Source organism: Fulvimarina fulva, from assembly GCF_039652615.1.
Taxonomy (GTDB): domain Bacteria; phylum Pseudomonadota; class Alphaproteobacteria; order Rhizobiales; family Rhizobiaceae; genus Fulvimarina.
Genome location: NZ_JBDJAC010000003.1, coordinates 146,295 through 169,600, shown reverse-complemented (window position 1 = coordinate 169,600; position 23,306 = coordinate 146,295). Strand labels below are relative to the sequence as shown.

General features: G+C 62.3%; 23 protein-coding genes. 11 read left to right on the top strand and 12 right to left on the bottom strand.

Translation table 11 applies throughout. The annotated features are described in order from the left end of the window. Nucleotides 1-33: 33 nt before the first annotated feature. A complete protein-coding gene (locus ABDX79_RS06350) occupies nucleotides 34-1,320 on the bottom strand; it encodes an HlyD family secretion protein (RefSeq protein ID WP_346219435.1) in 1,287 nt (428 codons plus the stop codon). After that, nucleotides 1,317-1,829, bottom strand: a complete 513-nt coding sequence (locus tag ABDX79_RS06345) for a MarR family winged helix-turn-helix transcriptional regulator (protein ID WP_346219434.1) — start codon at nucleotides 1,827-1,829, stop codon at nucleotides 1,317-1,319. The genes ABDX79_RS06350 and ABDX79_RS06345 overlap by 4 nt, the downstream gene beginning before the upstream one ends. 278 nt (nucleotides 1,830-2,107) lie before the next feature. Between ABDX79_RS06345 and ABDX79_RS06340 the strand changes: the two genes are divergently transcribed. Continuing rightward, nucleotides 2,108-3,052, top strand: a complete 945-nt coding sequence (locus ABDX79_RS06340) for a sugar kinase (RefSeq protein ID WP_346219433.1) — start codon at nucleotides 2,108-2,110, stop codon at nucleotides 3,050-3,052. Between the two features lie 117 nt (nucleotides 3,053-3,169). After that, nucleotides 3,170-3,655, top strand: coding sequence for a peroxiredoxin (locus ABDX79_RS06335; RefSeq protein WP_346219432.1), 486 nt, complete (start codon nucleotides 3,170-3,172; stop codon nucleotides 3,653-3,655). Between the two features lie 137 nt (nucleotides 3,656-3,792). Here the strand turns inward: ABDX79_RS06335 and ABDX79_RS06330 are convergent, their stop codons facing one another. After that, entirely contained in the window at nucleotides 3,793-5,286 is a 1,494-nt protein-coding gene (locus ABDX79_RS06330) for a hypothetical protein (protein WP_346219431.1), read from the bottom strand. A 52-nt stretch (nucleotides 5,287-5,338) separates the two neighbouring features. Between ABDX79_RS06330 and trhO the strand changes: the two genes are divergently transcribed. Further along, nucleotides 5,339-6,226, top strand: a complete 888-nt coding sequence (gene trhO, locus ABDX79_RS06325; protein WP_346219430.1) for an oxygen-dependent tRNA uridine(34) hydroxylase TrhO — start codon at nucleotides 5,339-5,341, stop codon at nucleotides 6,224-6,226. Between the two features lie 71 nt (nucleotides 6,227-6,297). Here trhO and cysG read toward each other — a convergent pair whose 3' ends face one another. Beyond that, the gene (cysG, locus tag ABDX79_RS06320; protein ID WP_346219577.1) at nucleotides 6,298-7,743 is read right to left on the bottom strand and encodes a siroheme synthase CysG; all 1,446 of its coding nucleotides are present in this window, start codon (nucleotides 7,741-7,743) and stop codon (nucleotides 6,298-6,300) included. Nucleotides 7,744-8,169: 426 nt separating this feature from the next. Here cysG and rsfS point away from each other — a divergent pair, with 426 nt between their 5' ends. From rsfS to ABDX79_RS06285, 7 genes are all read left to right on the top strand, one after another. Further along, nucleotides 8,170-8,580: a ribosome silencing factor gene (gene rsfS / locus ABDX79_RS06315; RefSeq protein ID WP_346219429.1), complete on the top strand. Its 411-nt coding sequence runs from the start codon at nucleotides 8,170-8,172 to the stop codon at nucleotides 8,578-8,580. A 119-nt stretch (nucleotides 8,581-8,699) separates the two neighbouring features. Continuing rightward, complete coding sequence (gene rlmH, locus ABDX79_RS06310; protein ID WP_346219428.1) at nucleotides 8,700-9,182, top strand: 23S rRNA (pseudouridine(1915)-N(3))-methyltransferase RlmH; 483 nt, start codon at nucleotides 8,700-8,702, stop codon at nucleotides 9,180-9,182. A 461-nt stretch (nucleotides 9,183-9,643) separates the two neighbouring features. After that, nucleotides 9,644-11,305 (top strand): murein hydrolase activator EnvC family protein, encoded by a 1,662-nt coding sequence (locus ABDX79_RS06305; protein ID WP_346219427.1) that lies wholly within the window; start codon nucleotides 9,644-9,646, stop codon nucleotides 11,303-11,305. A gap of 20 nt (nucleotides 11,306-11,325) precedes the next feature. Next, the gene (locus tag ABDX79_RS06300) at nucleotides 11,326-12,693 is read left to right on the top strand and encodes a S41 family peptidase (RefSeq protein ID WP_346219426.1); all 1,368 of its coding nucleotides are present in this window, start codon (nucleotides 11,326-11,328) and stop codon (nucleotides 12,691-12,693) included. 142 nt (nucleotides 12,694-12,835) lie between these two features. Further along, nucleotides 12,836-13,999 carry a divergent polysaccharide deacetylase family protein gene (locus ABDX79_RS06295; protein WP_346219425.1) on the top strand — a complete coding sequence of 388 codons (1,164 nt, stop codon included), beginning with the start codon at nucleotides 12,836-12,838 and terminating at the stop codon, nucleotides 13,997-13,999. A 143-nt stretch (nucleotides 14,000-14,142) separates the two neighbouring features. Next, nucleotides 14,143-14,655, top strand: a complete 513-nt coding sequence (locus ABDX79_RS06290) for an RNA pyrophosphohydrolase (RefSeq protein ID WP_463671120.1) — start codon at nucleotides 14,143-14,145, stop codon at nucleotides 14,653-14,655. 175 nt (nucleotides 14,656-14,830) lie between these two features. Then, nucleotides 14,831-15,049 carry a hypothetical protein gene (locus ABDX79_RS06285; protein ID WP_346219423.1) on the top strand — a complete coding sequence of 73 codons (219 nt, stop codon included), beginning with the start codon at nucleotides 14,831-14,833 and terminating at the stop codon, nucleotides 15,047-15,049. Between the two features lie 21 nt (nucleotides 15,050-15,070). On the opposite strand, the gene ABDX79_RS06280 is transcribed toward ABDX79_RS06285, so the two are convergent. Beyond that, a complete protein-coding gene (locus ABDX79_RS06280; protein WP_346219422.1) occupies nucleotides 15,071-15,748 on the bottom strand; it encodes a haloacid dehalogenase type II in 678 nt (225 codons plus the stop codon). Nucleotides 15,749-15,918: 170 nt separating this feature from the next. Here ABDX79_RS06280 and ABDX79_RS06275 point away from each other — a divergent pair, with 170 nt between their 5' ends. Next, nucleotides 15,919-16,659, top strand: coding sequence for an ABC transporter substrate-binding protein (locus tag ABDX79_RS06275; protein WP_346219421.1), 741 nt, complete (start codon nucleotides 15,919-15,921; stop codon nucleotides 16,657-16,659). A 123-nt stretch (nucleotides 16,660-16,782) separates the two neighbouring features. Here the strand turns inward: ABDX79_RS06275 and ABDX79_RS06270 are convergent, their stop codons facing one another. The 7 genes from ABDX79_RS06270 to ABDX79_RS06240 all read right to left on the bottom strand — a co-directional run bounded on the left by ABDX79_RS06270 (nucleotide 16,783) and on the right by ABDX79_RS06240 (nucleotide 23,295). Continuing rightward, a complete protein-coding gene (locus tag ABDX79_RS06270; RefSeq protein ID WP_346219420.1) occupies nucleotides 16,783-17,187 on the bottom strand; it encodes a F0F1 ATP synthase subunit epsilon in 405 nt (134 codons plus the stop codon). 86 nt (nucleotides 17,188-17,273) lie between these two features. Next, the gene (gene atpD, locus ABDX79_RS06265) at nucleotides 17,274-18,728 is read right to left on the bottom strand and encodes a F0F1 ATP synthase subunit beta (RefSeq protein WP_346219419.1); all 1,455 of its coding nucleotides are present in this window, start codon (nucleotides 18,726-18,728) and stop codon (nucleotides 17,274-17,276) included. 25 nt (nucleotides 18,729-18,753) lie between these two features. After that, nucleotides 18,754-19,641, bottom strand: a complete 888-nt coding sequence (locus ABDX79_RS06260; protein ID WP_346219418.1) for a F0F1 ATP synthase subunit gamma — start codon at nucleotides 19,639-19,641, stop codon at nucleotides 18,754-18,756. Nucleotides 19,642-19,735: 94 nt separating this feature from the next. Then, nucleotides 19,736-21,265 (bottom strand): F0F1 ATP synthase subunit alpha, encoded by a 1,530-nt coding sequence (gene atpA / locus ABDX79_RS06255; RefSeq protein WP_346219417.1) that lies wholly within the window; start codon nucleotides 21,263-21,265, stop codon nucleotides 19,736-19,738. After that, nucleotides 21,265-21,825 (bottom strand): F0F1 ATP synthase subunit delta, encoded by a 561-nt coding sequence (locus ABDX79_RS06250; RefSeq protein ID WP_346219416.1) that lies wholly within the window; start codon nucleotides 21,823-21,825, stop codon nucleotides 21,265-21,267. Before ABDX79_RS06250 ends, atpA begins: the two co-directional genes overlap by 1 nt. A 304-nt stretch (nucleotides 21,826-22,129) precedes the next feature. Continuing rightward, nucleotides 22,130-22,522, bottom strand: a complete 393-nt coding sequence (locus ABDX79_RS06245) for an AGROH133_08824 family phage infection protein (RefSeq protein ID WP_346219415.1) — start codon at nucleotides 22,520-22,522, stop codon at nucleotides 22,130-22,132. Nucleotides 22,523-22,659: 137 nt separating this feature from the next. Next, complete coding sequence (locus ABDX79_RS06240) at nucleotides 22,660-23,295, bottom strand: hypothetical protein (RefSeq protein WP_346219414.1); 636 nt, start codon at nucleotides 23,293-23,295, stop codon at nucleotides 22,660-22,662. Nucleotides 23,296-23,306 lie beyond the last annotated feature (11 nt).

Below are 23,306 nucleotides of genomic sequence, written 5' to 3'. Positions count from 1 at the left end.
TGGATGGCTTCGAGCCGCCGGCAGCGGTGGAGCTCATTGTCCCCCCGAGGCCGCCGCATCAGCGGCGCTCTCGCCTTTCTGGCGCGGGGTATCGGGTTGAGCGCTCGGGGCCGCATGGCTCGGCTGGTCCTCGAGATAGGGTGCGAGATCAAGCGCTGAGACCACGGGCTTTGCGAAGTCCGGCACGCCGCGGCTATGCCCGGTATCGACCGTCACGGTGGTGCTCATGCCGGCGCGCAAGATCGGCAAGTCCTGGCCGTTATCGAGTGCGATGCGCACAGGAACGCGCTGGACCACCTTCACCCAGTTGCCGGTCGCGTTCTGCGCCGGCAGAAGGGCGAATTCCGAGCCGGTGCCGGCCCCGATGGAGCCGACATGGCCCTTGAATTCTTGATCGGGATAGGTGTCGAACGAGATCTCGGCGGGCTGGCCGACCTGCATATCGGTCAGCTCCGTTTCCTTGTAGTTCGCCTGGATCCAGCTGGTCTCGGTTTCGACGAGGCTCATGACGGATGTCTGCGGCGTCACATACTGGCCGTTCTGGAGCTGGGCGGTTTGCGAGACGATGCCGGCTTCCGGCGCATAGACCTTGGTGTGCTTGAGGTCGAGCTCGGCCGAATGCAGGGCCGCAAGGGCCTCGAGGACCTCTGGATGTTGATCGGGATCGATATCCGGATTGCCGCCGAGCGCTGCCTTCGCGGAGATCACCTGCTGGTCGGCAGAGGAGAGCGCCTGATTTGCCTGCTGCAATTTCAGCCGCGCATCGTCGAGGGAGGCATTCGAGATCACGCCCTTCTTGACGAGGGCGTTCTGTCGATCGAACGTCGTCTGAGCGAGGTTGGCGGCGTCGGACGCGCTCTGGCGTTCGGCGACGGCCTGCTGATAGGCGGCCTTCAGGCGCATGACGTCGAGCCGAGCCGCTTCAAGCTTCGCCTTATCGCTTTCGACGGCATTGCTGTAGACGGAATCGTCGATCGTGAAGAGGAGAGCGCCCTTCTGGACGAACTGGTTCTCATCGACCGCGACGCTCGCGATCTGACCGGAGACCTGCGGCATCACCGTCACGCGGTCCTGCTGCACATAGGCATCTTCGGTCTCGATATACCGGCCCCCGGTGACCCAGAAATAGGCGCCGCCCAGGGCAAGAACGAGCGGCAGGCCGAACATCAGCAGCTTGCGGATCGGCCGCTTCTTCTTTTTCGGCTTGGCAGGCGTGTCCTCGGAATGATCGGCGATCTCGCGGCCGTCGGCATCGAGGATCTCGTCACCATGATAGGGTTCGGCGTCCCTGAACGTCTTTTCATCGTTGGGCTTGTTCATACCGCTCCTCCTGCCGGCTCGCGCGTCCGGGCATCGCGTCTGGCTTTCTTCTTCTTCGTCTCGCCCTCCACTGCTTCCAGAGAGCAGCCGAGATTCCCGATAATCGTTTCGAGGGCTTTGTGGAGGATTTGCCGCTCGTCCTTTGAAAGCCCTGCCTGAGCCTCGTCGAAGATCGCAGCTGCCCTTTCGCGCATAGGCGCGAGCAGTTTGCGGCTCTTTTCGGTGGTGTAGAGCTGGCGAGCGCGCCTGTCGTCCGGGTCCTGAACGCGTTCAACGAGGCCCGCGGCCATCATCCGGTCCACATGCCTGCTCACCGTCATCGGTTCCATTTCCAGCAGCCCCGCAAGCGCGGCCTGTCCGATCCCTTCGTTCTTGGAGAGCCGCGCGACGAGCCGGAGCTGGGCTCCGGTCATCGGCAGATCCCGGCTATCCTCCTCGAACCGGCGGCGCAAAAGCCGCCCGGCATCCATGAGAAGAAATCCGAGGCTTGGGTGAGTCGTATCGGTCATGTCGACGATATTATAACCCAGCTTATCAGTTTCAATGTTATAGTAATCTAGATTACGATCACATTTTTGCGCCGGGCCTTGTCTCGCATTGAGAAGAGGGCAAGAGAGACTGGAACGCGAACCTCGCCCGACGTGAAGACCTTTGGAAACACGCTGATTTTCGGTGTAACCGAACCGCAAGCGCGCATTTTTTGAGGAAGGCGAGGCTTACGCCTGTTCAAATCCGCCTCGACCATGAGATGAGGTGGCCAAAGCCAACGAGACTGCGGTGCAATGCGATGAAATTCCTCTCCATCGGCGAAGTGATGCTCGAGATGTCCGGTGGCGGGCACGGGCGTGGAGAGGCCGAAGCCTGGCGGCTTGGCTTTGCCGGCGATACGCTGAACACGCTCTGGTATGTCCGGGCCGGGCTCGATCCGGCGCGGGACGCGGTCTCCTATTTCACCGCGCTCGGTGACGATGGCTTTTCGGATCGCATCGCCGATTTTCTGACAGCGAACGGCATTGGAACCGGCGCGATCCGCAGGATCCCGGGCAAGCGGCCGGGCCTCTATCTGATCGAACAGAAGGACGGCGACCGGCGCTTCACCTATTGGCGCGACACCTCCGCCGCCCGGCAGCTCGCCGACGACGAAGAGGCGCTCCGCCAGGCGATTTCGGCGGCGGACTGTATTTATCTTTCCGGGATCACGCTCGCCATCCTGCCGGCCGCGGGGCGCGCCTTGCTCGTCGAACTCTGTGCCGAGGCAAAGGCGGCCGGCAAGACGGTCGCTTTTGATCCCAATATCCGCCCCGCTCTCTGGCCCGGTCTCGAAGAGGCGAGGGAGGCGGTCATGCGCCTTGCCGGGGCCGCGAGCATCGTTCTTCCAAGCTTCGACGACGAGACGGCGGTGTTCGGTGATGCCGATCCGAAGACGACGATCGAGCGCTACCGGGCTGCCGGCGTCCGCGAGATCGCAGTCAAAAACGGGGCCCATGCCATCGCTTTTTCGTCGGCCGACGAGGAAGGAATGGTCGAAGCCTTGCCGGATATCGAGCCCGTCGATGCGACGGGGGCGGGCGACTCCTTCAACGGGGCCTATCTCGGTGCACGTCTCACCGGTGCCTCGGTGCGCGATGCCGTCGAGGCCGGGCGCGATACGGCGGCGCGGGTGGTGGGTGTCCATGGGGCGCTCGCCGATTTTGCCGATCCCTCCGGCCGCTGGCGTGCGCAGCAGGGTTGAGCCGAGCGATATGAGGCCCGCGACTCGCCGGATCGGCCGGTTCCCCTAGGTTTTCCCTTGCAGCCGAAAGCCCGGAGTTCACCGGCACGGCGCGTTCTCAAAGACGAGGGGAAAATCATGACCATAGCCGTCGGCGATCCGCTGCCAAACGCAACTTTCCGCACCAAGACCGCAGACGGCATGAACGATCTGTCGGTCGACGACATCTTCAAGGGCAAGACCGTCGTCCTTTTCGGCGTGCCGGGTGCATTTACGCCCACCTGCTCCATGAACCATCTGCCGGGCTTTCTCGATGAAAACGAGGAAATCCGCGCGAAGGGCGTCGAGGAGATCGCCGTCGTGTCGGTGAACGATCCCTTCGTGATGGCGGCTTGGGAAGAAGCCAAGGACGCATCCGGCAAGATCCTGTTCCTGTCGGACGGAAACGGCGAATTCATCCGCGCTGCCGGCCTCGATATCGACCTGTCGGCTGCCGGTCTCGGCACGCGCTCGAAGCGGTTCTCGATGATCGTGAAGGACGGCGTCGTCTCCTCGCTGGCGATCGAGGATTCGCCCGGCGAAGCCGAAAAGACCTCCGCGCGCAATATTCTCGCGGAACTCTGAAACCGAAGGACCCATGGAGCCGATGGGCTTTATGGGTCCTTCGGCAGCCCGAGTGGCGTCTGAGCCATTTGTCCGGCGGTTGACGTTCAAACCCTAATCTGGCGGGTCGATTGGACCCGCCGGACCAAGAATTCGGCTCAGCTGCCGACAGCGGCGATGAAAAGGCTCGTTCCGGTCAGGGCCACGGCCGCCACCAGAAAGAAGGTGCGGTTCCAGAAGGCGCCCACGCGGAACGCCGTCGTATGGCCGAGCCGGCCGATCAGCATCGTCGTCGCCGTGAAGGGCGAGGTCGCGCCGGCCAGCGCCCAGCCGGCGGTGATCGCGCAGACGATGGCCGCAGGCGAGACACCGATCAGGTCCGGGCTTGGCAGGATCGGGGCGAATAGGGAGACCGACAGGATCGGATTCATCCCGAATTGGCCGAAGAGCGGGATGAGCCAGATCGGCGCCGCGACGATCAGCCAGGCCGGCAAGGCCGACAGGTCGAGGCCGGACCCTCGCAGCACCGGAACCGCGAGTGCAGCGCCGAGCGAGCCGATGAAGCCGGCCATGATCAGCAAAACCACCTCGGAGCGGTAGGACGGGATTTCCTTCACGGCGAAGCTCTGGATGAGCGAGCTGATCGTCTTGCCCGGCTCGTCCTTTTTCTGGGCCTCGATCACGAGCCAGCCGAGCGCGACAAGGGGGATGAAGAGCATGACCACTGTCACGACCCGCAATCCGGTAAGAAGTTCCAGAACGCCGACGCCGAGGAAGATCACGGACAGAAGCAGAAGAAGCGGTTTCAGGTCGCGAAACGTGCCGCCGGATTTCAACGGCGCCGGGCGCGGTCCTGAATATGTCGGCTTCACGATGGTATCGAGTGCCCATCCGATCGCGGTGAAGATCATCGAATTCACGATCGCGAAGCCGACCGCCGAGGACCAGCTCGCGCCCGGTATGATCGACGTCGTGATGGCCATGGCAAAAGCGAGGGGCGACCAGAGCAGGGAGGCGCAGAACCCGCGCTGGACGGCCAGCAGCATGCGCTTGTTGCGGATTTCGCGCAGCTCCTCGTTGGGCTCCCGCCCGGCGATGCTTTCCGTCAGTCCGCCGAGCAACTGGATCGAGCCGTAATTGAGGACGAGCGCGAAGAGATGGCCGCCGCTGGTGAGCGCCAGATAGCGCTTTCCAGGTGGCTGGCTCGCCAGATACTCGCCGCATCGGATGATGGCGGGTGAGATCCCGGCAGGCGTGCGAAGCGTTGCGAGAGCGACGAAGAATGCGGCGATGAAGGCACCCTGTCCGAGCGCGCCGAAAACCAGATCATACCACTCGCTGCGGGTCGCAACGGTGATCAGGACGAGCGCCAGCCCGATCACGACGAACAGGCGACGCGACCACGCGGCGCTCGGGAAAGCCAGGGCCAGAAAGACGGCGACGCCGACGGCTGCAACGATCGCGCTGCCCGGTACGGCGAACCAGTCGCGCAGGATCGTGGCAAGGGCCGTGATGAGGAGCGTCGCCCCGAGAATGCGGTTGGGGACAGTGATGGGACGGTCTTTCAGGATGTGTCGTCGGGTTGTTTCAGAGACATAGCGCGGCCTTTTCAAGGGGGGAAGTGAAACGGTGCGGGCACGCTGTCGAGCCACTGCGATCCTCGTCGGTTTGCGCACAACGCGGCCCGGCGCTATGAGCCCGATCATGATGCTGAACGTTGTCGCCTTCTACCGGTTCGTCCACCTTGCCGATCTCGAAAGCCTCAGGGCAACTCTCCTGGAATTTTGCCGGGGAGAGGGGCTCCGCGGCACGATTCTGATTGCGTGCGAAGGCATCAATGGAACCGTCGCCGGACCGCGTCACGGGATCGAGGCCCTGCTCGTCCGGCTGGAGGAGATCTGTGGAATTTCCCAAGGTGAGGTGAAACATTCCGGCGCCGATGCCTGGCCCTTCATGCGGATGAAGGTGCGGATCCGGCCCGAGATCATCACCATGCGCGCGCCGGAAGCCGACCCCACCGTCAAGGCCGGAACCTATGTGGTGCCCGAGGACTGGAACGCGCTGATCGCCGACCCGGAGGTGCTTCTCGTCGATACGCGCAATCGCTACGAGACGAAGGTCGGCACATTCGAGGGCGCGGTCGATCCCGGCATCGACAGCTTCACCGAATTCAAGGCCTATGTCGAAGCAGAACTCGATCCGGCCAAGCACCGCAAGGTCGCGATGTTCTGCACGGGTGGCATCCGCTGCGAAAAGGCTTCGAGCTATATGCTGGCCCAGGGCTTCGAGGAGGTGTTTCACCTCAAGGGCGGCATTTTGAAATATCTCGAAGAGGTCCAGCCCGAGCGCTCGCGCTGGAATGGCGAATGCTATGTGTTCGACGACCGGGTCGCGATCGGCCACGGTCTCCAAACCGGGTCATGGACTGCGTGTTACGCCTGCGGCGAGCCGTTGTCCGGGGACGAGACCAAATCCGATGCTTTCGAGCCCGGCGTCTCCTGTCCCCATTGCATCGACAGGCTGACGGACGAGCGGGCCCGCGATCTTCGTGCGCGCCACCAGCAGAATCTGGCCGCGAAAACGATCGGATAACAACGCACGGCCACTGCGGACGCGTCGGGCGACCGGGATGGTCGCCGATGCCGCCGCTATGACCCCAAAGATCAGACTGCGATCGACTTCACGTCCGGGGCCGCCGTTTCGGGATGCCCGTCATCGATCGCATTCGCACCGACCTCCGAGAACACATTGCCGACCCCGATCAGGATCGGACGGTCGACACCGATCCGCTCGACGATTTCGCCCAGCCGGTCGATGCGTCCGACCGCACGGGTTTCGTCGTCGCGGCTTAGATTGGCGGCGACGGCGACGGGTGTTTCGGCCGGCATGCCCTCCGCCATCAGCTTGTCGGAGATCCTGCGTGACATCCGCCCACCCATATAGAAGATCGTCGTCGCGCGCGGGCCGGCAAGCGCCGTCCAGTCGACATCGTCCGGCAACCCGCCCTTCTTGGAATGGCCGGTGACGAAGCGCAGTTGCTGGGCGTGGTCGCGATGGGTGAGGGAGATGCCGAAGGTGCTGGCAAGCGCCGATGCGGCGGTGATGCCGGGCACGATCGCATAGGGAATGTTGCGGCGTTTGAGCTCCGCCAGTTCCTCGCCGGCCCGGCCGAAGATCGAGACGTCGCCCGATTTCAGCCGCACGACCGCTTTGCCCGCCTCGGCGAACTCGACCATCATCCGGTTGATGTCTTCCTGCTTGCAGCTTTCGCGCGCTGCACGCTTGCCGACGAGCATCCGCTTTGCCTCGCGGCGGGCAAGTTCGAGGATGTCCGAGGAAACGAGATCGTCGAACAGGATGACGTCGGCGGCTTGAAGCGCGCGCACGGCCTTCAGCGTGAGAAGTTCCGCTTCGCCGGGGCCCGCGCCGACAAGAGTCACCTTGCCGATCTTCGACGGGTTCGCCGCGATGGTGTGGATCGCAGTGTCGAGATCGGTCTCGTCCTTCGGCGGCGCCATCTTGAAGGCCATGTCCGAAAAACGCTCCCAGAAGGAGCGGCGCTCGGCGCCGGGCGAGAGACGGGATACGACGCGCTCGCGTACGCGCGCGGCCGCGTCCGCCCAATCCTTTAGGCTTGGCGGCAGAAGCGTCTCGATCCGGCGTCTGGCGGCCTGACCGAGAATCGGGGCGGCGCCGGATGTCGAAATGCCGACGACGAGCGGCGAGCGGTTGACGATCGAGCCGAAGGTGAAGTCACAAAAGGCGGGCTTGTCGACAAGATTGACCGGCACACCGGCAGCCTTCGCGGCGCAGCGGAAGGCCTGTGCCTCGGCTTCGGTCTCGACGTCCCCGACTGCTATCGCAGCGCCTTCGAAGATGTCGATGCCCCAGGGGCGGTCGTGGTGACGAATGCGCTCGCGACCAACGCTTGAAAAGATGAAATCGGCCATTTCGTCGCCGATCTCGCCGGCCGGGGCGTAAAGATCGACCAAGGCACCCGAGGCCACGAGAAGTTCGACCTTCCAGGCCGCGCCGGCGCCCCCGCCCGTCATGACGACGCGCTTGTCCTTCAGGTCGTAGAACACCGGGAGAACGGCGAGTGGGCCCATCCGCTCGGGCCGTTCGTTCGTCGAGCCCTTCGTGCCCTCGGTCCCTTCATGGACGGTTAGGCCCTGTCGCTGGCTCTTCGGCTCATTCGTCTGAGTCATCAAGATCCTCGATCTTGGGGAAATTGCATAGACCCCATCAATAAGACCGATCATTCGAAGGGACTAGGCGCGATTTTCGCCAGATTGCCTATCGGATAGACTGTTTGGCTCAAAACCACGCCTTTCGTGCAATTGCATGTTTCGTTTGCGTTCGTTGCGCCTAGTTGTCTTTTCCGCACTTTCCGCATCGAAACATATCTTGCAGGTGAGCTTTCATCCCGATCATCTTGAAACCGTCGTCAAACACTGCCACCTTGGCGGTTGGCCGATGCAATAAGTGCGATCGGCTCGAAGGTCTTCGAGAAAGGGAAAACGACGCTGGGACCAATGGCTGAAGCGAAGAGCGGATTTTATCCGGCTGCTTCCGAAACGACCGCCGCCGAGACATCCGACGGACAGGCCGTTCTTGAACACGCGCTGCGGAGTCTTGAAGACTCCAAGGGCGAAAACATCGTTTCCATCGACATGAGAGGCAAATCTGCGCTGGCCGATCACATGGTGATCGTCTCGGGCCGTTCGCATCGTCATGTGGGTGCCCTTGCGGATCATCTCCTCAAGGATCTGAAGCAGGTCGGTGTGAAGGCGCCGAAGGTCGAAGGCCTTCAGAACGGCGACTGGGTTCTCATCGACTCCGGCGACGTGATCTTTCACATTTTCCGTCCTGAAGTCCGTGAGTTCTATAATCTCGAAAAGATGTGGACAGTCGGCGGAGACGCTGCGGCTTCGACGGTTCACTGACGAGCCAGCCGCAAGCGGCGGCGCGCGTTCAATCGGATCATTGTGCTCGTGATGGCTTGTCGCGGGTTCAAGTCGATGGTGCGCCGTTTATGCGTCTTTTGGCGACAGGAGCGTAGCTGATGCGGATCTCGATCGCAGCGATCGGGCGCCTCAAGCGCGGTCCCGAACAGGACCTGTTCGACCGCTATATCGAGCGCTTTCGAAAGACCGGGCCGCAAACCGGGCTCGACTGGCGCGCGCTTTGCGAATTTCCCGAGTCTCGATCAGGCGATGCGGAAGCCCGGAAAGCCGAAGAGGCAGCTCGGCTTAAGGCGACGCTGGACGAGGGGGCGGTTCTCGTCACCCTCGATGAGCGCGGCAAGACGCTGTCTTCCGAAGAATTCGCCCGAGCGCTGGCCACCTGGCGCGATGCCGGCATCCGCGATTGTAGCCTCCTCATCGGAGGCCCGGACGGCCATGACGCCGAACTGCGCCGCAGCGCGGATCTTGCACTTTCGCTCGGACGGCTGACCTTCCCCCACCAGATTGCCCGGGTGCTTCTCGCCGAGCAGCTCTATCGCGCCGTCACGATCCTCACCGGCCATCCCTATCATCGCGTTTGACGAACGGCGGAGTGTTGCGGGCTCCGATTGGAAGTGTCTGTCGGCAGTTTTGACGGTATATCGGCTGTTGAACGGGCGTGAGTTGATCTGAGGGACCGGATAAACCGTCGGCGGTCTGAATGACTCCCACGGCCTTCGTGCTTCCTGGGCAACGCGCCTGAAATTTTGCTTCAAATCGAATATCGCGCCATTGCCTGCACATGGTTGATGCGTTGTTAACTTTCATCGTTTCAATTCGGTTGGAGCGTGATGCCGACGAGTTGCATGACTCGCGTGATGGTATCATGCGCAAAACAATGGCTTGGAGCGGACCGTCTACGCCGAATTTCGGTCGTCCGCTCAGTGATTGCCTGTCGCTGAATGCAAAGGCCGGCAGTGCTTGATGATCTGATGGCATGGAAGAAGGGGGCAGGAACGGATTGAGGGGACGGTCGACAATCCGTGGGACGCACCGCTCGCGCTTGCTCGCGATTGCGGGTGTCGCGCTCGTCTGCCTGCCGCCCGTTCTCGTGCCGTCCATGGTCCGTGCCGAGGCCGGCCTCGCCGCGGCTCTCGCCGGCGCGGGGGATCCGATCCAGACCGCAGCTCTTGAGCCAGCCAGATCGGTTGTCCTGGAGCGCCAGCGTCGCCAGACACTCGAGGAGTTGAGCGCGATCTCCTCCAATGTCGATGTCACCAAGGAGATGCTCTCCCGGCTCGACAGCGAAATCGAAACCCTTCGCAATGACCGCGACGAAATCCGTCAGGCGATGATCGAAGCGGCGCTTCGTCAGAAAGAGGCAAGCGCCAAGCTGAGCGATCTCGAGGCGCAGATCGGGGATCTGTCCTTGCGCGAGGGTGGGCTCAAGGCCTCGCTCGCGGAACGGCGCGGGCTGCTGGCGGAAGTGCTCGCCGCGCTCCAGCGCCTCGGCCGCAAGCCGCCGCCCGCACTCCTGGTCAAGCCGGAAGACGCGTTGGGCTCGGTCCGCAGCGCGATCATCCTGGGCTCCGTCGTCCCGAGCCTGCGCGACGAAACAGCGATCCTTCTGGCCGATTTGAAACAGCTCGACGAGGTTCAAAGCGAGCTGGCTGCCCGAATGGCGAGTTTCAGCAAGGAACTCGCGACCCATCGCAACGAGGAAGAGCGGCTGAAGCGGCTTGCCGCGAAGAAGGCCTCGCTCGCCGACCAGAATCTGGAGCAGCGCGAGGCGGCAAAGCGCAGGGCCGACGAGCTGGCGAGCAAGGCGGAGGACCTCAAGGGCCTGATCGCCTCGCTCGACGAGAACGTGAAGACCGCGCGACTGGTCGAGGAAGCCGAACGGGAAGCAGCGGCGAAGGCACGGGAAGAGGAGCGCCTTGCCCGCGAGCGGGAGATCGCGGAGCGCGAGGAAAAGATCGAAGCGGAAAGACTGGCCCAACTGGAGGCCGCGAAGGCCGCCGAGGACGACGCCCGGCGACTGGCCGAAGCCGAAAAGGCGTCGGAGGCCCGGCAGATCGCCGAAATCGAAGCGGAAAAGGCCCCGGACGAACAGCAGATCGCAGAGGCGGACAGTGCGGAAACCGATGCGTCATCCGCCGATGTCCCGCCTTCGGACGCTGCCGTCGATGGGCCTTATGAGGTTGCAAGCCTTGAACCGGAAGTCGAGGCGCAGGCCACTCAAGCGCCAGAGGCATACGATATCGAGGCCCTTCGCCGCAGCGTTCGGTTTCTGGAGCCATCCGCCGCATTTTCGACAATGAAGGGGCGTTTGATTCCTCCCGTTTCAGGGCGCAGCCTCATCGGATTCGGCGAGCGAGACGACATCGGTCGCCAGACGACCGGCGCGTCCTATGCCTCACGGTCCGGTGATGTCGTCACGGCGCCAGCCGACGCCAAAGTCTTGTATTCCGGGCCGTTCCGGTCTTATGGTGAGGTCTTGATCCTGGACGCTGGCGATGGCTATCATGTTGTCCTCGCGGGCATGGATCGGATCGATGTCGAGACCGGTCAGTTCGTGTCTGCAGGCGAGCCGATCGCTGCTATGGGTTCACGGCGCCTTGCGAGCGTCAACGCAACGGATTTCGGAACGGAGGGGCCCGCCCTTTACGTCGAGTTCCGCAAAAACGGAAGACCGGTCGATCCATCCGCATGGTGGGCGGATTGAGACCATGGGAAGGACGGGGAATGTTTCGTAAGCTTTCGATACTCTGTGCCGGAGCGTTGATGGGAGCGGCGGCCGTTACCGTCGCCGGTCAGAGTTACGGCGTCGCGAATGCGGCAGGCTCGGATACCTATCGCCAGCTGGCGATTTTCGGCGATGTTTTCGAGCGCGTTCGCGCACAATATGTCGAAGAGCCGAACGATCAGGAACTGGTCGAGAGCGCCATCAACGGCATGCTCACATCGCTCGATCCGCACTCCAGCTATATGAACGCCAAGGAAGCGCAGGACATGCGCTCCCAGACGCGCGGCCAGTTCGGCGGGCTTGGCATTCAGGTCACCATGAAGGACGAAGTCGTCCTCGTCGAAGGATCGCCCTTCGCCGAATCTCCGGCCGAAAAGGCTGGCATCCTGTCCGGTGACCTCATCGTCGAAATCGACGGCGACCAGGTACGCGGGCTCACGCTGTCCGAAGCCGTCGACAAGATGAAGGGCGATATCGGCACGGACGTGAAGCTCACTGTCATCCGCGAGGGCGCGGAGAAGCCGCTTCGCATGACGCTGACCCGTGATCTCATCACCGTCCAGTCGGTCAAGCACGACGTCATCGACAATGTCGGCTATATCAAGGTCAACAGCTTCAACGAGCAGACCACCGTCGGCCTCGAAGAAGCGGTGGAAGACATCAACGAACAGGTCGGAGACGATCTGAAGGGCTATGTGCTCGATCTGCGCTCCAATCCGGGCGGCCTTCTCGATGAAGCCGTATCGGTCTCGGATGCCTTCCTCGAAAAGGGCGAGATCGTCTCGACCCGCGGCCGCAACGCCGACGAGACCCGTCGTTACAACGCCCGTGCCGGAGACGACATCGACGGCAAGCCGCTCGTCGTTCTCGTCAATGGCGGTTCGGCCTCTGCTTCGGAGATCGTGGCAGGCGCCCTTCAGGATCAGCACCGCGCGACCGTCGTGGGCTCGCGCTCCTTCGGTAAGGGCTCGGTGCAGACGATCATCCCGCTCGGTTCGGCCGGTGCCATGCGCCTGACGACCGCGCTGTACTACACGCCATCGGGTCGCTCGATCCAGGGCCGCGGCATCGATCCCGACATTATGGTCGAGCAGCCGCTTCCCGACGAGATCAAGGTCCAGATGGGACTCGACCCGGAAGATGAAGTCAGCCGGGGTGAATCTTCCCTGCGCGGCCATATCACCGGCAACGAGGAAACCGAGGAAGGCTCCGGCTCGTCGAGCTATGTGCCGCAGGATCGCGAGGAAGATCTCCAGCTGAAATACGCGCTCGATCTTCTGAACGGCGTCAAGACCAATGCGATGTTCCCGCCGAAGGAGCAGGCAAAGGCCGACACGAAGTCGTCCCCGGACACCGCCGCGAACTGATCGCAGCCATCGTTTGAAGCCTCAAAGCGGCTCGGACTGATCGTCCGGGCCGCTTTTTTGTGCGATGCGGCCTTTCAACGACGGAAGAATGCCCACGATACAGCGAGCCTCGCGTCAGCCTTGATCGCTAGATTGGCCGTCTATGGACGAGCTGTTTTCCCAACCCCTGAAGGCGAAAGCCCAATCGAGCCGATCTGGCCTGCGGCCGACGCTGGCCGATTTCGGGCTCGGGACAGTGGCGGTCGGACTCGTCGCCCTGTCGCTGTTTCCGGCCTGGCTCGATCGCATCGACCGCAACCCGTCTGGTCCCGACAAGACCACGGAGGCAGCCGCCAGCCTCGACCCGCTGTCGACCGGCGGCATATCCAGCGTCCGGGGAACCGCAAAGCATATCGATATCGACGCGGCTCTCGCCGAACGCGCACGGCGAAAGTCTGAAGTCTTGCCCTATCAGCCGGCCAGCATCGAGGTTCGCGATCTCGGCGATATGCGGCAGGCGATCCAGACTGCGCACGTACCGGACTACGACCTGATCGAGGACAGCGAATACGGGCCGCTCCCGACCCGCGCCGCCGATGGGCGCCGGCCCTTCGATGTCTACCGCGCGGCTGGACCCTCGCGTATGGGGCCGAAAATCGCGATCATCGTCGGTGGGCTTGGGATAAGCCAGTCAGGGACCCAGAGCGCGATTGAGAACCTGCCGTCCGAGGTAACGCTTGCTTTCGCGGCCAATGGAAACAGTCTCGCGCGCTGGATGCAGGAAGCCCGGCGGAACGGCCATGAATTGCTTCTCCAGACGCCGATGGAGCCTGTCGGTTATCCCATGAACGATCCTGGCGAGAACACCGTCACGACGGATCAGATGACGGCGGAGGACTTCTCCAGCCTCTATGCGTCCTTGGGGCGGATGACGAACTATATCGGCGTCATGAATTATCTGGGCGGTCAGCTGACCGCCGATGCAAGGGCCCTCCATCCCTTCATGAGCGAGATGTCCAAGCGCGGGCTGATGTTCCTCGACGACGGATCGTCTGCCCGCTCCGTCGCCGCCGATCTTGCGGAGATGACTTCGACGCCTGCGGGGGCCGCCGATCTGGTGCTCGACGACGTTCAGTATGCCGGCGAGATCAGCCGCCGGCTCGATCAGCTCGAACAGATCGCGCGCACGCGCGGTAGCGCGATCGGCGTCGCATCCGCCTTCGAAACGACGACTTCGGTCATCGGGAGCTGGATGCGTGAGGCCGAGCGGCGCGGCATCACGGTGGCACCCGTCTCGTCGATCGTGCTCGATCCCGAACGACGCTGACAGCCTGCCTGCGATCTCTCTGTTTCTGTTTCTCGTGCGTAGGAGGCAAGTCCGGCCCTTGCTCTTTTTGGTTCGCGTGCGATCTCACCGCCTGAGCAGGCCGGGAGCGGCCAGATCTGCCAACGCGAAAAGCGAGATTGCCCATGAAGCCGGTCGAATTCGATCCACTCCCTCTGCGTCCCTGTGTCGGGATCATGGTCCTCAACGCCGATAACCTCGTCTGGGCAGGCCGCCGAAAGGTGGAAGAAAAGGGCGAGATGTCCGGCGCGACCAAGCTGTGGCAGATGCCTCAGGGCGGGATCGACAAAGGAGAAGATCCACTCGACGCCGCGCGCCGCGAATTGTGGGAGGAGACCGGTATGAAGACGGTGAGTCTTCTCCATGAAGCGCCGGACTGGATCGACTACGATCTGCCGGATCACCTTGTCGGCGTCGCGCTCAAGGGCCGCTACAAGGGACAGACGCAGCGCTGGTTCGCCTTTCGCTTCGAGGGCGAAGAGACGGAAATCCAGATCGATCCGCCGCCGGGCGATGAACAGGCCGAGTTCGACGAGTGGGCCTGGAAGCCCATGGACGAACTTCTCGACCTGATCGTACCGTTCAAACGCGAGGTCTATGAAAAGGTCATCGCCGCCTTCTCCCATCTGAAGGGTTAAAAACAGCCGCTTCGCCCGATCACGAAAGGGGCCGGCTCCAAGCGGGAGGCCGGCTTACCTCGTTCATCGATCGATTTCGATGATGTCAGATATCCCGAACATTCATTTGTGTAATTATTCAATCCGATTATCTCATGGGTCACCAGCATCACGGAAAGTGAACGGAGATCATGTGATGGCCTATTTCGATCATGCCTCGGATGCAGTTCGGCGCAGCGCATCCTCAAGCAGTGTTTTAGTCACGGTGGCCGCAGCGCTTGTCGTCATTGTCGCCCTTGGAATTGCCGATAGGATCGCCGGTGACTGGACGGCCTCGGTGGCCGAGCGCATGGGCCAACCGAGCGCGGCCACCGACTGGCGTGGCAACAGCGCCTCGCTTGCCCCCGCCCGGTAAGAGGCGAGCCTCGTCGCCCGACTATTCGAGTGCGGTGATGGCCCTTGCGACATCGACAAGCTCATTGCCGGTCAGATCGGGTGCGAGCATCACATCGGGATAGGCTTGGCCCCGCGCGACGAAGGCAGCCTTCAGTCCGGCTGCCTTCGCGCCATGACAATCCCAGGCATGGGTCGCGATCAACATGACTTGATCGGCAGCGAGGCCCGTTGCGGCGACGCCGTGATCGTAGACCGGCTTGCTCGGCTTGAATTGCGCGATCGTCTCGACCGACAGGATGTCTGTGAAGAAGTCGGTCAGACCGACTTGCTCGAGCAGGCTTTTGGTGGAAGCGCGTGCGCCGTTCGAGAGTGCATAGAGCGGTACGCCATCCTCTTTCAGCAGTCCCAGTGCTTCGGCCGCATCCTTATGGGGCGGCATGCTTCTCATGGCTTCGAAGACACGCCTGCGGTCCTCCTCGGCAGGATCGAGGCCGCGCTTGGCAAGCAGCTGGGTGAGGGCGCTCTTCAGGATCTCGGGAAACGGGCTGATCGATTGCGTCGCATTGAGCGTGAACGCATCGCGCAATCCGAACGCGAACCATGTGTCGAGGTCGCCGGGCTGAAGTCCGAGTGCGACAAGAGACGGCCGTACCGAATCGAGTGCGAAGACCGTTTCGATGATGTCGAAGATGATCGCTTTTGGCTTTTCGATTGCCATACACCTGCCTCGCTGTGTTCGCGGGCCGTTCTCGCGACCGCTGATGACCATCTGGATCGGAAGTTCCATCCGGCAAATCGCCTGATCGCGCCGTGCTCGAAATCCTCGCCTCCGGCACCAGATGGTGATGAGTGGCAACGGGGTCCGGTGCCGGGACGAGGAGAGTGCGCATGACGACGTATGAACAGATGCGGGAGGCATTGGTGGAAGACGGCAAGCTTCGTGTTGCCATCAATCTCGGCAACGCAGCGCTCGCCTCCCGCGATGATACGACCGGTGAACTGAGTGGCGTGACGGTCGCTCTTGCCAAGCGACTCTGTGCAGCGCTTGGCGCCGAGCCGGAACTGATAGAATTTTCCGGCGCGGGGAAGGTGGTCAATGCGGCGGCCGACGACGGCTGGCGGATCGCCTTTTGCGCCGTAGACCCGGAGCGCGAGCAATTTGTCGCCTACTCGTCGCCCTATGTTCTGATCGAGGCGAAGGCTCTGGTTCGCGCGGACTCGCCGCTCGGTCACGTGGATGAGCTGGATCGTGACGGCATCAAGCTGATGGTCGCGAAGGGCTCGGCCTATGATCTCTATCTCACCGAACATGCAAAGAACATGACGCTCGTGAGGGAAGCGGATCCGGGCGCATCTTTCGCGGCGTTCAAAACGGGAAAGAGTGGGACAGACGCTGTCGCGGGTGTAACCCAGTCGCTGGAAAAGGCGTTCGGAGACGATCCCGCCTATCGTATGCTGGAGGGCACGATCACGGCAATCGGGCAGGCCATGGCACTGCCGAAACGGTATGAACATCTCGCGGGCGAGCTGACGCGCTTTGTCGAAGAGGCCAAGACAGATGGGTATGTGCGCCGGGAGCTCGACCGATCCGGCCAGCCAACGCTCAACGTCGCACCGGCCGCAGAGTAAGCTCGCGGACGAATTACGCCCGTCCTGAAACGAAAAACGCCACCCCGAGGGATGGCGTTCGAAATCGCTCATGCGCCGCGACTGCTTCGATACCGTCGCCGGCTTGATCAGCCGGATCCGGTATCAATTCGACAGTTGCGTCTTCGCATGCTCGAGCTGGGCCAGAAACTGCTCAGCCTTGGAGCGGGCATGGTCGTGATCGGCGTCTTCCATCCGCTTGCGAGCCGATGCGATATGCTCGTCCAGATCCTCCGGATTCACCTCTTCGGCTGGCTGGGCGTGTTCGGCAAGAATGGTGAGGCCATTTTCGTTGATGTCCGCGAAGCCGCCGCGAACGAACAGCTTCTTTTCCTCGCCGCCGGCAAGCGTCGCCGTGACGAGACCCGGTCTCAGCGTCGTCATGAACGGCGCGTGGTTGCCCATGACGGTGAACTCACCCTCGTTACCCGGAACGACGACCGAGTCGGCATCTTCGGAGAGGAGGAGCTTTTCGGGGGAAACGAGCTCGAATTTGAAACTGTCAGCCATATCGCCTGTCTTTTGTGGCGTTGACGGGCCGCTCGCGAGCGGTCGCTGAAGGCGCCTCCCGCTCGGGAGGCGCGCTTCTCATGAGATCAAGCGGCCTGTGAAGCCTGCTTCTGTGCCTTCTCGATCGCCTGATCGATGGAGCCGACCATGTAGAAGGCCGATTCCGGAAGATGGTCGTATTCGCCTTCGACGAGACCCTTGAAGGACCGGATCGTATCCTCCAGCGAGACGAGCTCACCCGGGGTGTTGGTGAAGATCTCGGCAACCGCGAAGGGCTGCGAGAAGAAGCGCTCGATCTTGCGGGCGCGCTGCACCGTGAGCTTGTCCTCTTCGGACAGCTCGTCCATGCCGAGAATGGCGATGATGTCCTGCAGGGACTTGTACTTCTGAAGGATCTCCTGGACCTCGCGGGCCACCCGGTAGTGCTCTTCGCCAACGATCATCGGCTGGAGCATGCGCGAGGTGGAGTCGAGCGGGTCGACGGCCGGGTAGATGCCCTTTTCCGAGATCGAACGGTTGAGAACCGTCGTCGCGTCCAGGTGGGTAAAGGTCGTCGCAGGCGCCGGGTCGGTCAAGTCGTCGGCAGGCACGTAGATGGCCTGCACGGACGTGATCGAACCCTTGTTCGTGGTCGTGATGCGCTCCTGCATCTGGCCCATATCGGTCGCCAGCGTCGGCTGATAGCCCACGGCGGACGGGATACGGCCGAGAAGCGCCGAGACCTCGGAACCAGCCTGTGTGAAGCGGAAGATGTTGTCGACGAAGAACAGAACGTCCTGGCCGGCATCGCGGAAGTGCTCGGCGATCGTGAGACCGGTGAGCGCGACGCGCGCACGGGCTCCCGGGGGCTCGTTCATCTGACCGAAGACGAGTGCGGCCTTGGAGCCTTCAGCCGAACCGTTGTTCTTGTGGGGATCGACGTTCACGCCGGACTCGATCATCTCATGATAGAGATCGTTGCCCTCACGGGTCCGTTCGCCGACGCCGGCGAACACGGAGTAACCGCCGTGCGCCTTTGCGACGTTGTTGATCAGCTCCTGAATGAGCACCGTCTTGCCGACGCCGGCGCCGCCGAACAGGCCGATCTTACCGCCACGGGCATAAGGGGTCAGAAGGTCGATGACCTTGATGCCGGTCACGAGGATCTGCGATTCCGGCGACTGCTCGATATAGGCGGGAGCTGCCTGGTGGATGGCGCGGGTCTCGTTCGAATTGACCGGACCGACCTCGTCGATCGGCTCGCCGATGACGTTGAGAATGCGGCCGAGCGTTGCATCGCCGACCGGCACCTGGATCGGATTGCCGGTGTCGCGGACCGGCTGGCCGCGCACGAGGCCTTCGGTCAGGTCCATGGCGATGGTGCGGACGGTGTTCTCGCCGAGATGCTGGGCGACCTCGAGGACGAGGCGGTTGCCGTTGTTGTCACATTCGAGCGAGTTCAGGATCGCCGGGAGATGGTCGTCGAATTCAACGTCGACGACCGGGCCGATGACCTGGGCAACGCGGCCCGTTGGCCGGTTCTGATTGTCGGTGTCAGCCATCGTGGCCTCCTTCCGTGAGAGTGTACTAAAGCGCCTCGGCGCCAGAAATGATTTCGGTCAGCTCGGTCGTGATCTGGGCCTGGCGCTGCCGGTTGTAGGAAATCTCAAGATCCTCGATCATGTCGCCGGCATTGCGTGTTGCATTGTCCATAGCGGTCATGCGTGCGCCCTGTTCGGAAGCGGCGTTTTCGAGGAGTGCGCGCAGAATCTGGATCTTGATGTTGCGCGGGATGAGCTCGTCGAGAATGCCGGCCGGATCGGGCTCGTATTCGTAGGTCATGCCGACCTTCGAACCCTTGGTCTCGGCGTCGTCCTCTTCCTCGCCGACCGATGCGGGAATGACCTGCTGACCGGTCGGGACCTGGGTCATCACGTTCTGGAATTCGGCATAGAAGAGGTGGCAGACGTCGAAGTCGCCCGCCTCGAACATGTCGATGACCTTGTCGCCGACCTGAGCCGCCTCGTCGAAGCCGACGCGGCCGACTTCGCGGAAGCTCACGGAGTCCACGATCTTGTCCGCCAGATCACGGCGCATCAGATCATAGCCCTTTTTGCCGACGGCGTAGAACTTGACCGTCTTGCCGTTCGCTTCGAGCTCGCGCTGCTTGGAGCGCGCCTTCTTCACGATGGAGGCGTTGAAGCCGCCGCACAGACCGCGATCGGCGGTGAAGACGACGAGCAGATGCACGTCGTCCTTGCCGGTGCCGGTCATCAGCTTGGGAGCTTCGTTCTGATTGACGCCGGCGAGATTGGACAGGACCGAATGCATGCGCTCGGCATAGGGGCGCGCGTTCTGCGCAGCTTCTTCCGCTTTGCGCAGCTTCGACGCGGCCACCATCTGCATGGCCTTGGTGATCTTCTTGGTCGATTTGACCGAGGAGATACGATTTCGAAGATCCTTCAGGGATGCCATTGCTTGTCGCGCGTCTCCGGGATGTCGCGGCCCGGCCACCTGTCATGAGGGGGCCGAGCGGTTCCGTTTGATCTCGATCGCCTGGGGCGATCGATCAGGCGAAGTTCTTCTTGAACTTGTCGACCGCCGATTTGAGCTTGTCCTTGATCTCGTCGTTCAAGGCCTTCTTCTCGGCGATCGCGTCGAGCACGTCCTTGTGCTCGTTTCGCATTGCGTTGAGGAGACCCTCTTCGAACTCGCCAACCTGGTCGACCTTGAGATCGTCGAGATAGCCGTTCGTGCCCGCATAGATCACGACGACCTGCTCTTCCGTCTTCAGCGGCGAGAACTGCGGCTGCTTCAGAAGCTCGGTCAGGCGTTGGCCACGGCGCAGCAGTCTCTGGGTCGAAGCATCGAGGTCCGAGCCGAACTGCGCGAAGGCCTCCATCTCACGATACTGGGCGAGCTCGCCCTTGATCGAGCCGGCAACCTGCTTCATCGCCTTGATCTGTGCCGACGAACCCACGCGGCTGACCGACAGACCGACGTTCACGGCCGGACGGACACCCTGATAGAAGAGCGTCGTTTCAAGGAAGATCTGCCCATCCGTGATCGAGATCACGTTGGTCGGGATGTAGGCCGAAACGTCGCCCGCCTGGGTCTCGATGACGGGAAGCGCGGTGAGGGAACCTGCACCGTGATCGTCGTTCAGCTTTGCCGCGCGCTCCAGAAGGCGCGAGTGCAGATAGAAGACGTCGCCCGGATAGGCTTCGCGTCCCGGCGGACGGCGAAGCAGAAGCGAAATCTGGCGATAGGCGACAGCCTGTTTGGACAGATCGTCGTAGCCGATCATGGCGTGCATGCCGTTGTCGCGGAAATATTCGCCGATCGTGCAGCCGACGAACGGTGCGATGTACTGCATCGGAGCCGGGTCCGAAGCGGTCGCGGCAACGACGATCGAGTATTCGAGCGCGCCGCGCTCTTCGAGCGTGCGCACGAACTGGGCCACGGTCGAGCGCTTCTGGCCGACGGCGACATAGATGCAGTAGAGCTTGTCGTTGTCGCGGTTCTCGTCATGAGCCGGCTTCTGGTTGAGGATCGTATCCAGAAGAATGGCCGACTTGCCGGTCTGACGGTCGCCGATGACCAGCTCACGCTGGCCACGGCCGATCGGGATCAGGGCGTCGATGGCCTTGAGGCCCGTCGACATCGGCTCGTGAACCGATTTGCGCGGGATGATGCCCGGTGCCTTCACGTCGACGCGGCGGTTCTCGGAGCTTTCGATCGGGCCCTTGCCGTCGATCGGGTTGCCGAGACCGTCGACCACGCGGCCGAGAAGACCCTTGCCGACTGGAACTTCCACGATGGCGCCGGTCCGCTTGACGGTGTCGCCTTCCTTGATGTTTCGGTCTGAGCCGAACACGACGACGCCGACATTGTCGGCTTCGAGGTTCAGGACCATGCCCTGAATGCCGTCGGAGAACTCGACCATTTCACCGGCCTGACAGTTGTCGAGGCCGTAGACGCGGGCAATACCGTCGCCGATCGAGAGAACCTGACCGACCTCTGAGACTTCGGCTTCCGCACCGAAGTTCTTGATCTGGTTTTTCAGGATATCGGAAATTTCCGCGGGGCGGATGTCCATCAGCCGACCTCTTTCAGTGCAAGCTTGAGCGAATTGAGTTTGGTGCGGATCGACGTGTCGACCATGCGCGAACCGACCTGAACGATCAGTCCGCCGAGGATCGAGGGATCGACCCGCTCGCGAAGGGTGACGGTCTTGCCGGCGTAGTTGCCGAGAACGTCCTTGAGTTCGTTGCGTTCGGCGTCGCTCATTTCCTTGGCGGTCGTCACTTCAGCCTCGATCTCGCCGCGATGGGCGGCGGCGAGTTGCTTGAAGCGCCGAATCATGCCGGGAAGAGCGAAAAGCCGGCGATTTCTCGCGACAACCTTGAGAAAATTGCCCGTCAGAGCGCTGGGCTGAGCGCTGTTGACGATCGCTTCCACACCCTTGGACTGCTCATCGGCAGTGAAGGCAGGGCTCTCGACCAGACGCCTGACATCCGCGTTCTCTTCGATCAGGCCGCGGAAGCCATCCAGTTCGGATTCGACGGTCTCGATTGAGCCGTCCCCGCGCGCAAGATCGAAGAGGGATTGGGCGTAGCGGTCAGCAACTTCCGAAACGGGAGAGGATGATTTTGCCACGGACGACCGTTTCTCTTTCGCGTTGGTTGTTCCTGAGGTTTCAGCATCTGGTCACGCCAGAGGGTGAGCCGTCTACCAAGACATCAAGAAGGACGAGGCGCGGACGATCCCATCCGCATCACCCCTTATGAAGACTGCGGACCCTCTAGCATAGGGTTTTTGGACCGACAACATGCGCGGGGCCGGTTTTGGTGCTGAAAGGCGAATGGAAGCGCCGAAGGCGGTCACGGTATCGGATAACTCTGGTTTTCAAAGGGTTTTCCGCACCGCGGATGCCTTTGGGGCCGCTCGTTTGGACTTTGGTTCAGGTGATAAAACCAAGGGCAGGCGCGAGAGAGGCGAACGCAAGCGCCAGCATGACGAGCAGAACGAGCCAGTTCACAAGCGTCACGCCATCGTCGGAGAGAATCGACACGAAGCGCCCGAAAGCGCTCATCAGCCAGCCCGCTCCGAGACAGAGCTGGATGAACATCTGATCGAAGAAAAACAGGGCGACGACCCCGACCCCGAGCCAGAAGCCCGCGATGACGGAGCGCGGCTCGCCCGCCGCCTCGGGTCTGGTTTCGCGCGGCTGAAGCCGCAGGGCGCGCAAGGTGAGGCGCGGCGCAAAGAGGGCGATCAATCCGAGGAGGATCGTTACGCAAGCCGCGATGAACGGCAAAAGGTCGCGGAGTTCGGTGGGAACGGCAAATTGCATGGAGCGTCGGGTGTGCTGGAGACCAAGATGGGCGGCTTATAGACCATCGGACCGGGCGGGCGATAGCGGTCGGCCGCTCGTTGTCGAAATTGATGCCGCAGATGCGAACAGTCGGTGCCGCACGGTCGGCGCCGGCGTCAGTGCGTTCCGGAATAGGCGCTGGGATCGACGCATCGACCCTGGATGTCGACGACTTCTTTCTTGTCGCCCCAGTGCACGGTCATGGTGCCGTCGTATTCGACGCCATCCGTCGTTTTCTTCGTCTCGTCGATCGCGACGGAAACGTTGATCCGGGGCTCGCCGGCCGAGCGCCAGACGGTCGTCACCGTGCCCTCGCGGTTGGGCGCGGACTTGCCGCGTTCCAGTTCGCGCACGATTCCGTTGGCCATGATGTAGCCACGTTCAAGCATCGCGCTGCCGGCTTTTTCGCTCGGTGAGGCCATGGTGACGAAAACAAGGGGTTGAGCTTCGTCCGTATCCATGACCGGAGCGGGTTTGGTCCCGTTGGTGAAACCGCATTGGCTCTCGATCGGTGCCCAGTTGAGTTCGCCCAGACGCAAACCCTGCGCGGGATCGCCGACATTCGGCTGGAGAGTCTGGCCCGGCTCGGTCGATTCGAAGGGGGGAGCCTGCATCGCCTCGCTCGATTGTCCCTGAGGATCGGCGGTCCCATTTCCCTGTGCACCGGCGGACATGGCGAGTGCGGAAAGCGCTGAGAGCGCCACAAGGCTCAACCCCAAAATGCGAAACGTGTTGTGGCCCTGAACTTTCATCGCTTTCTCCT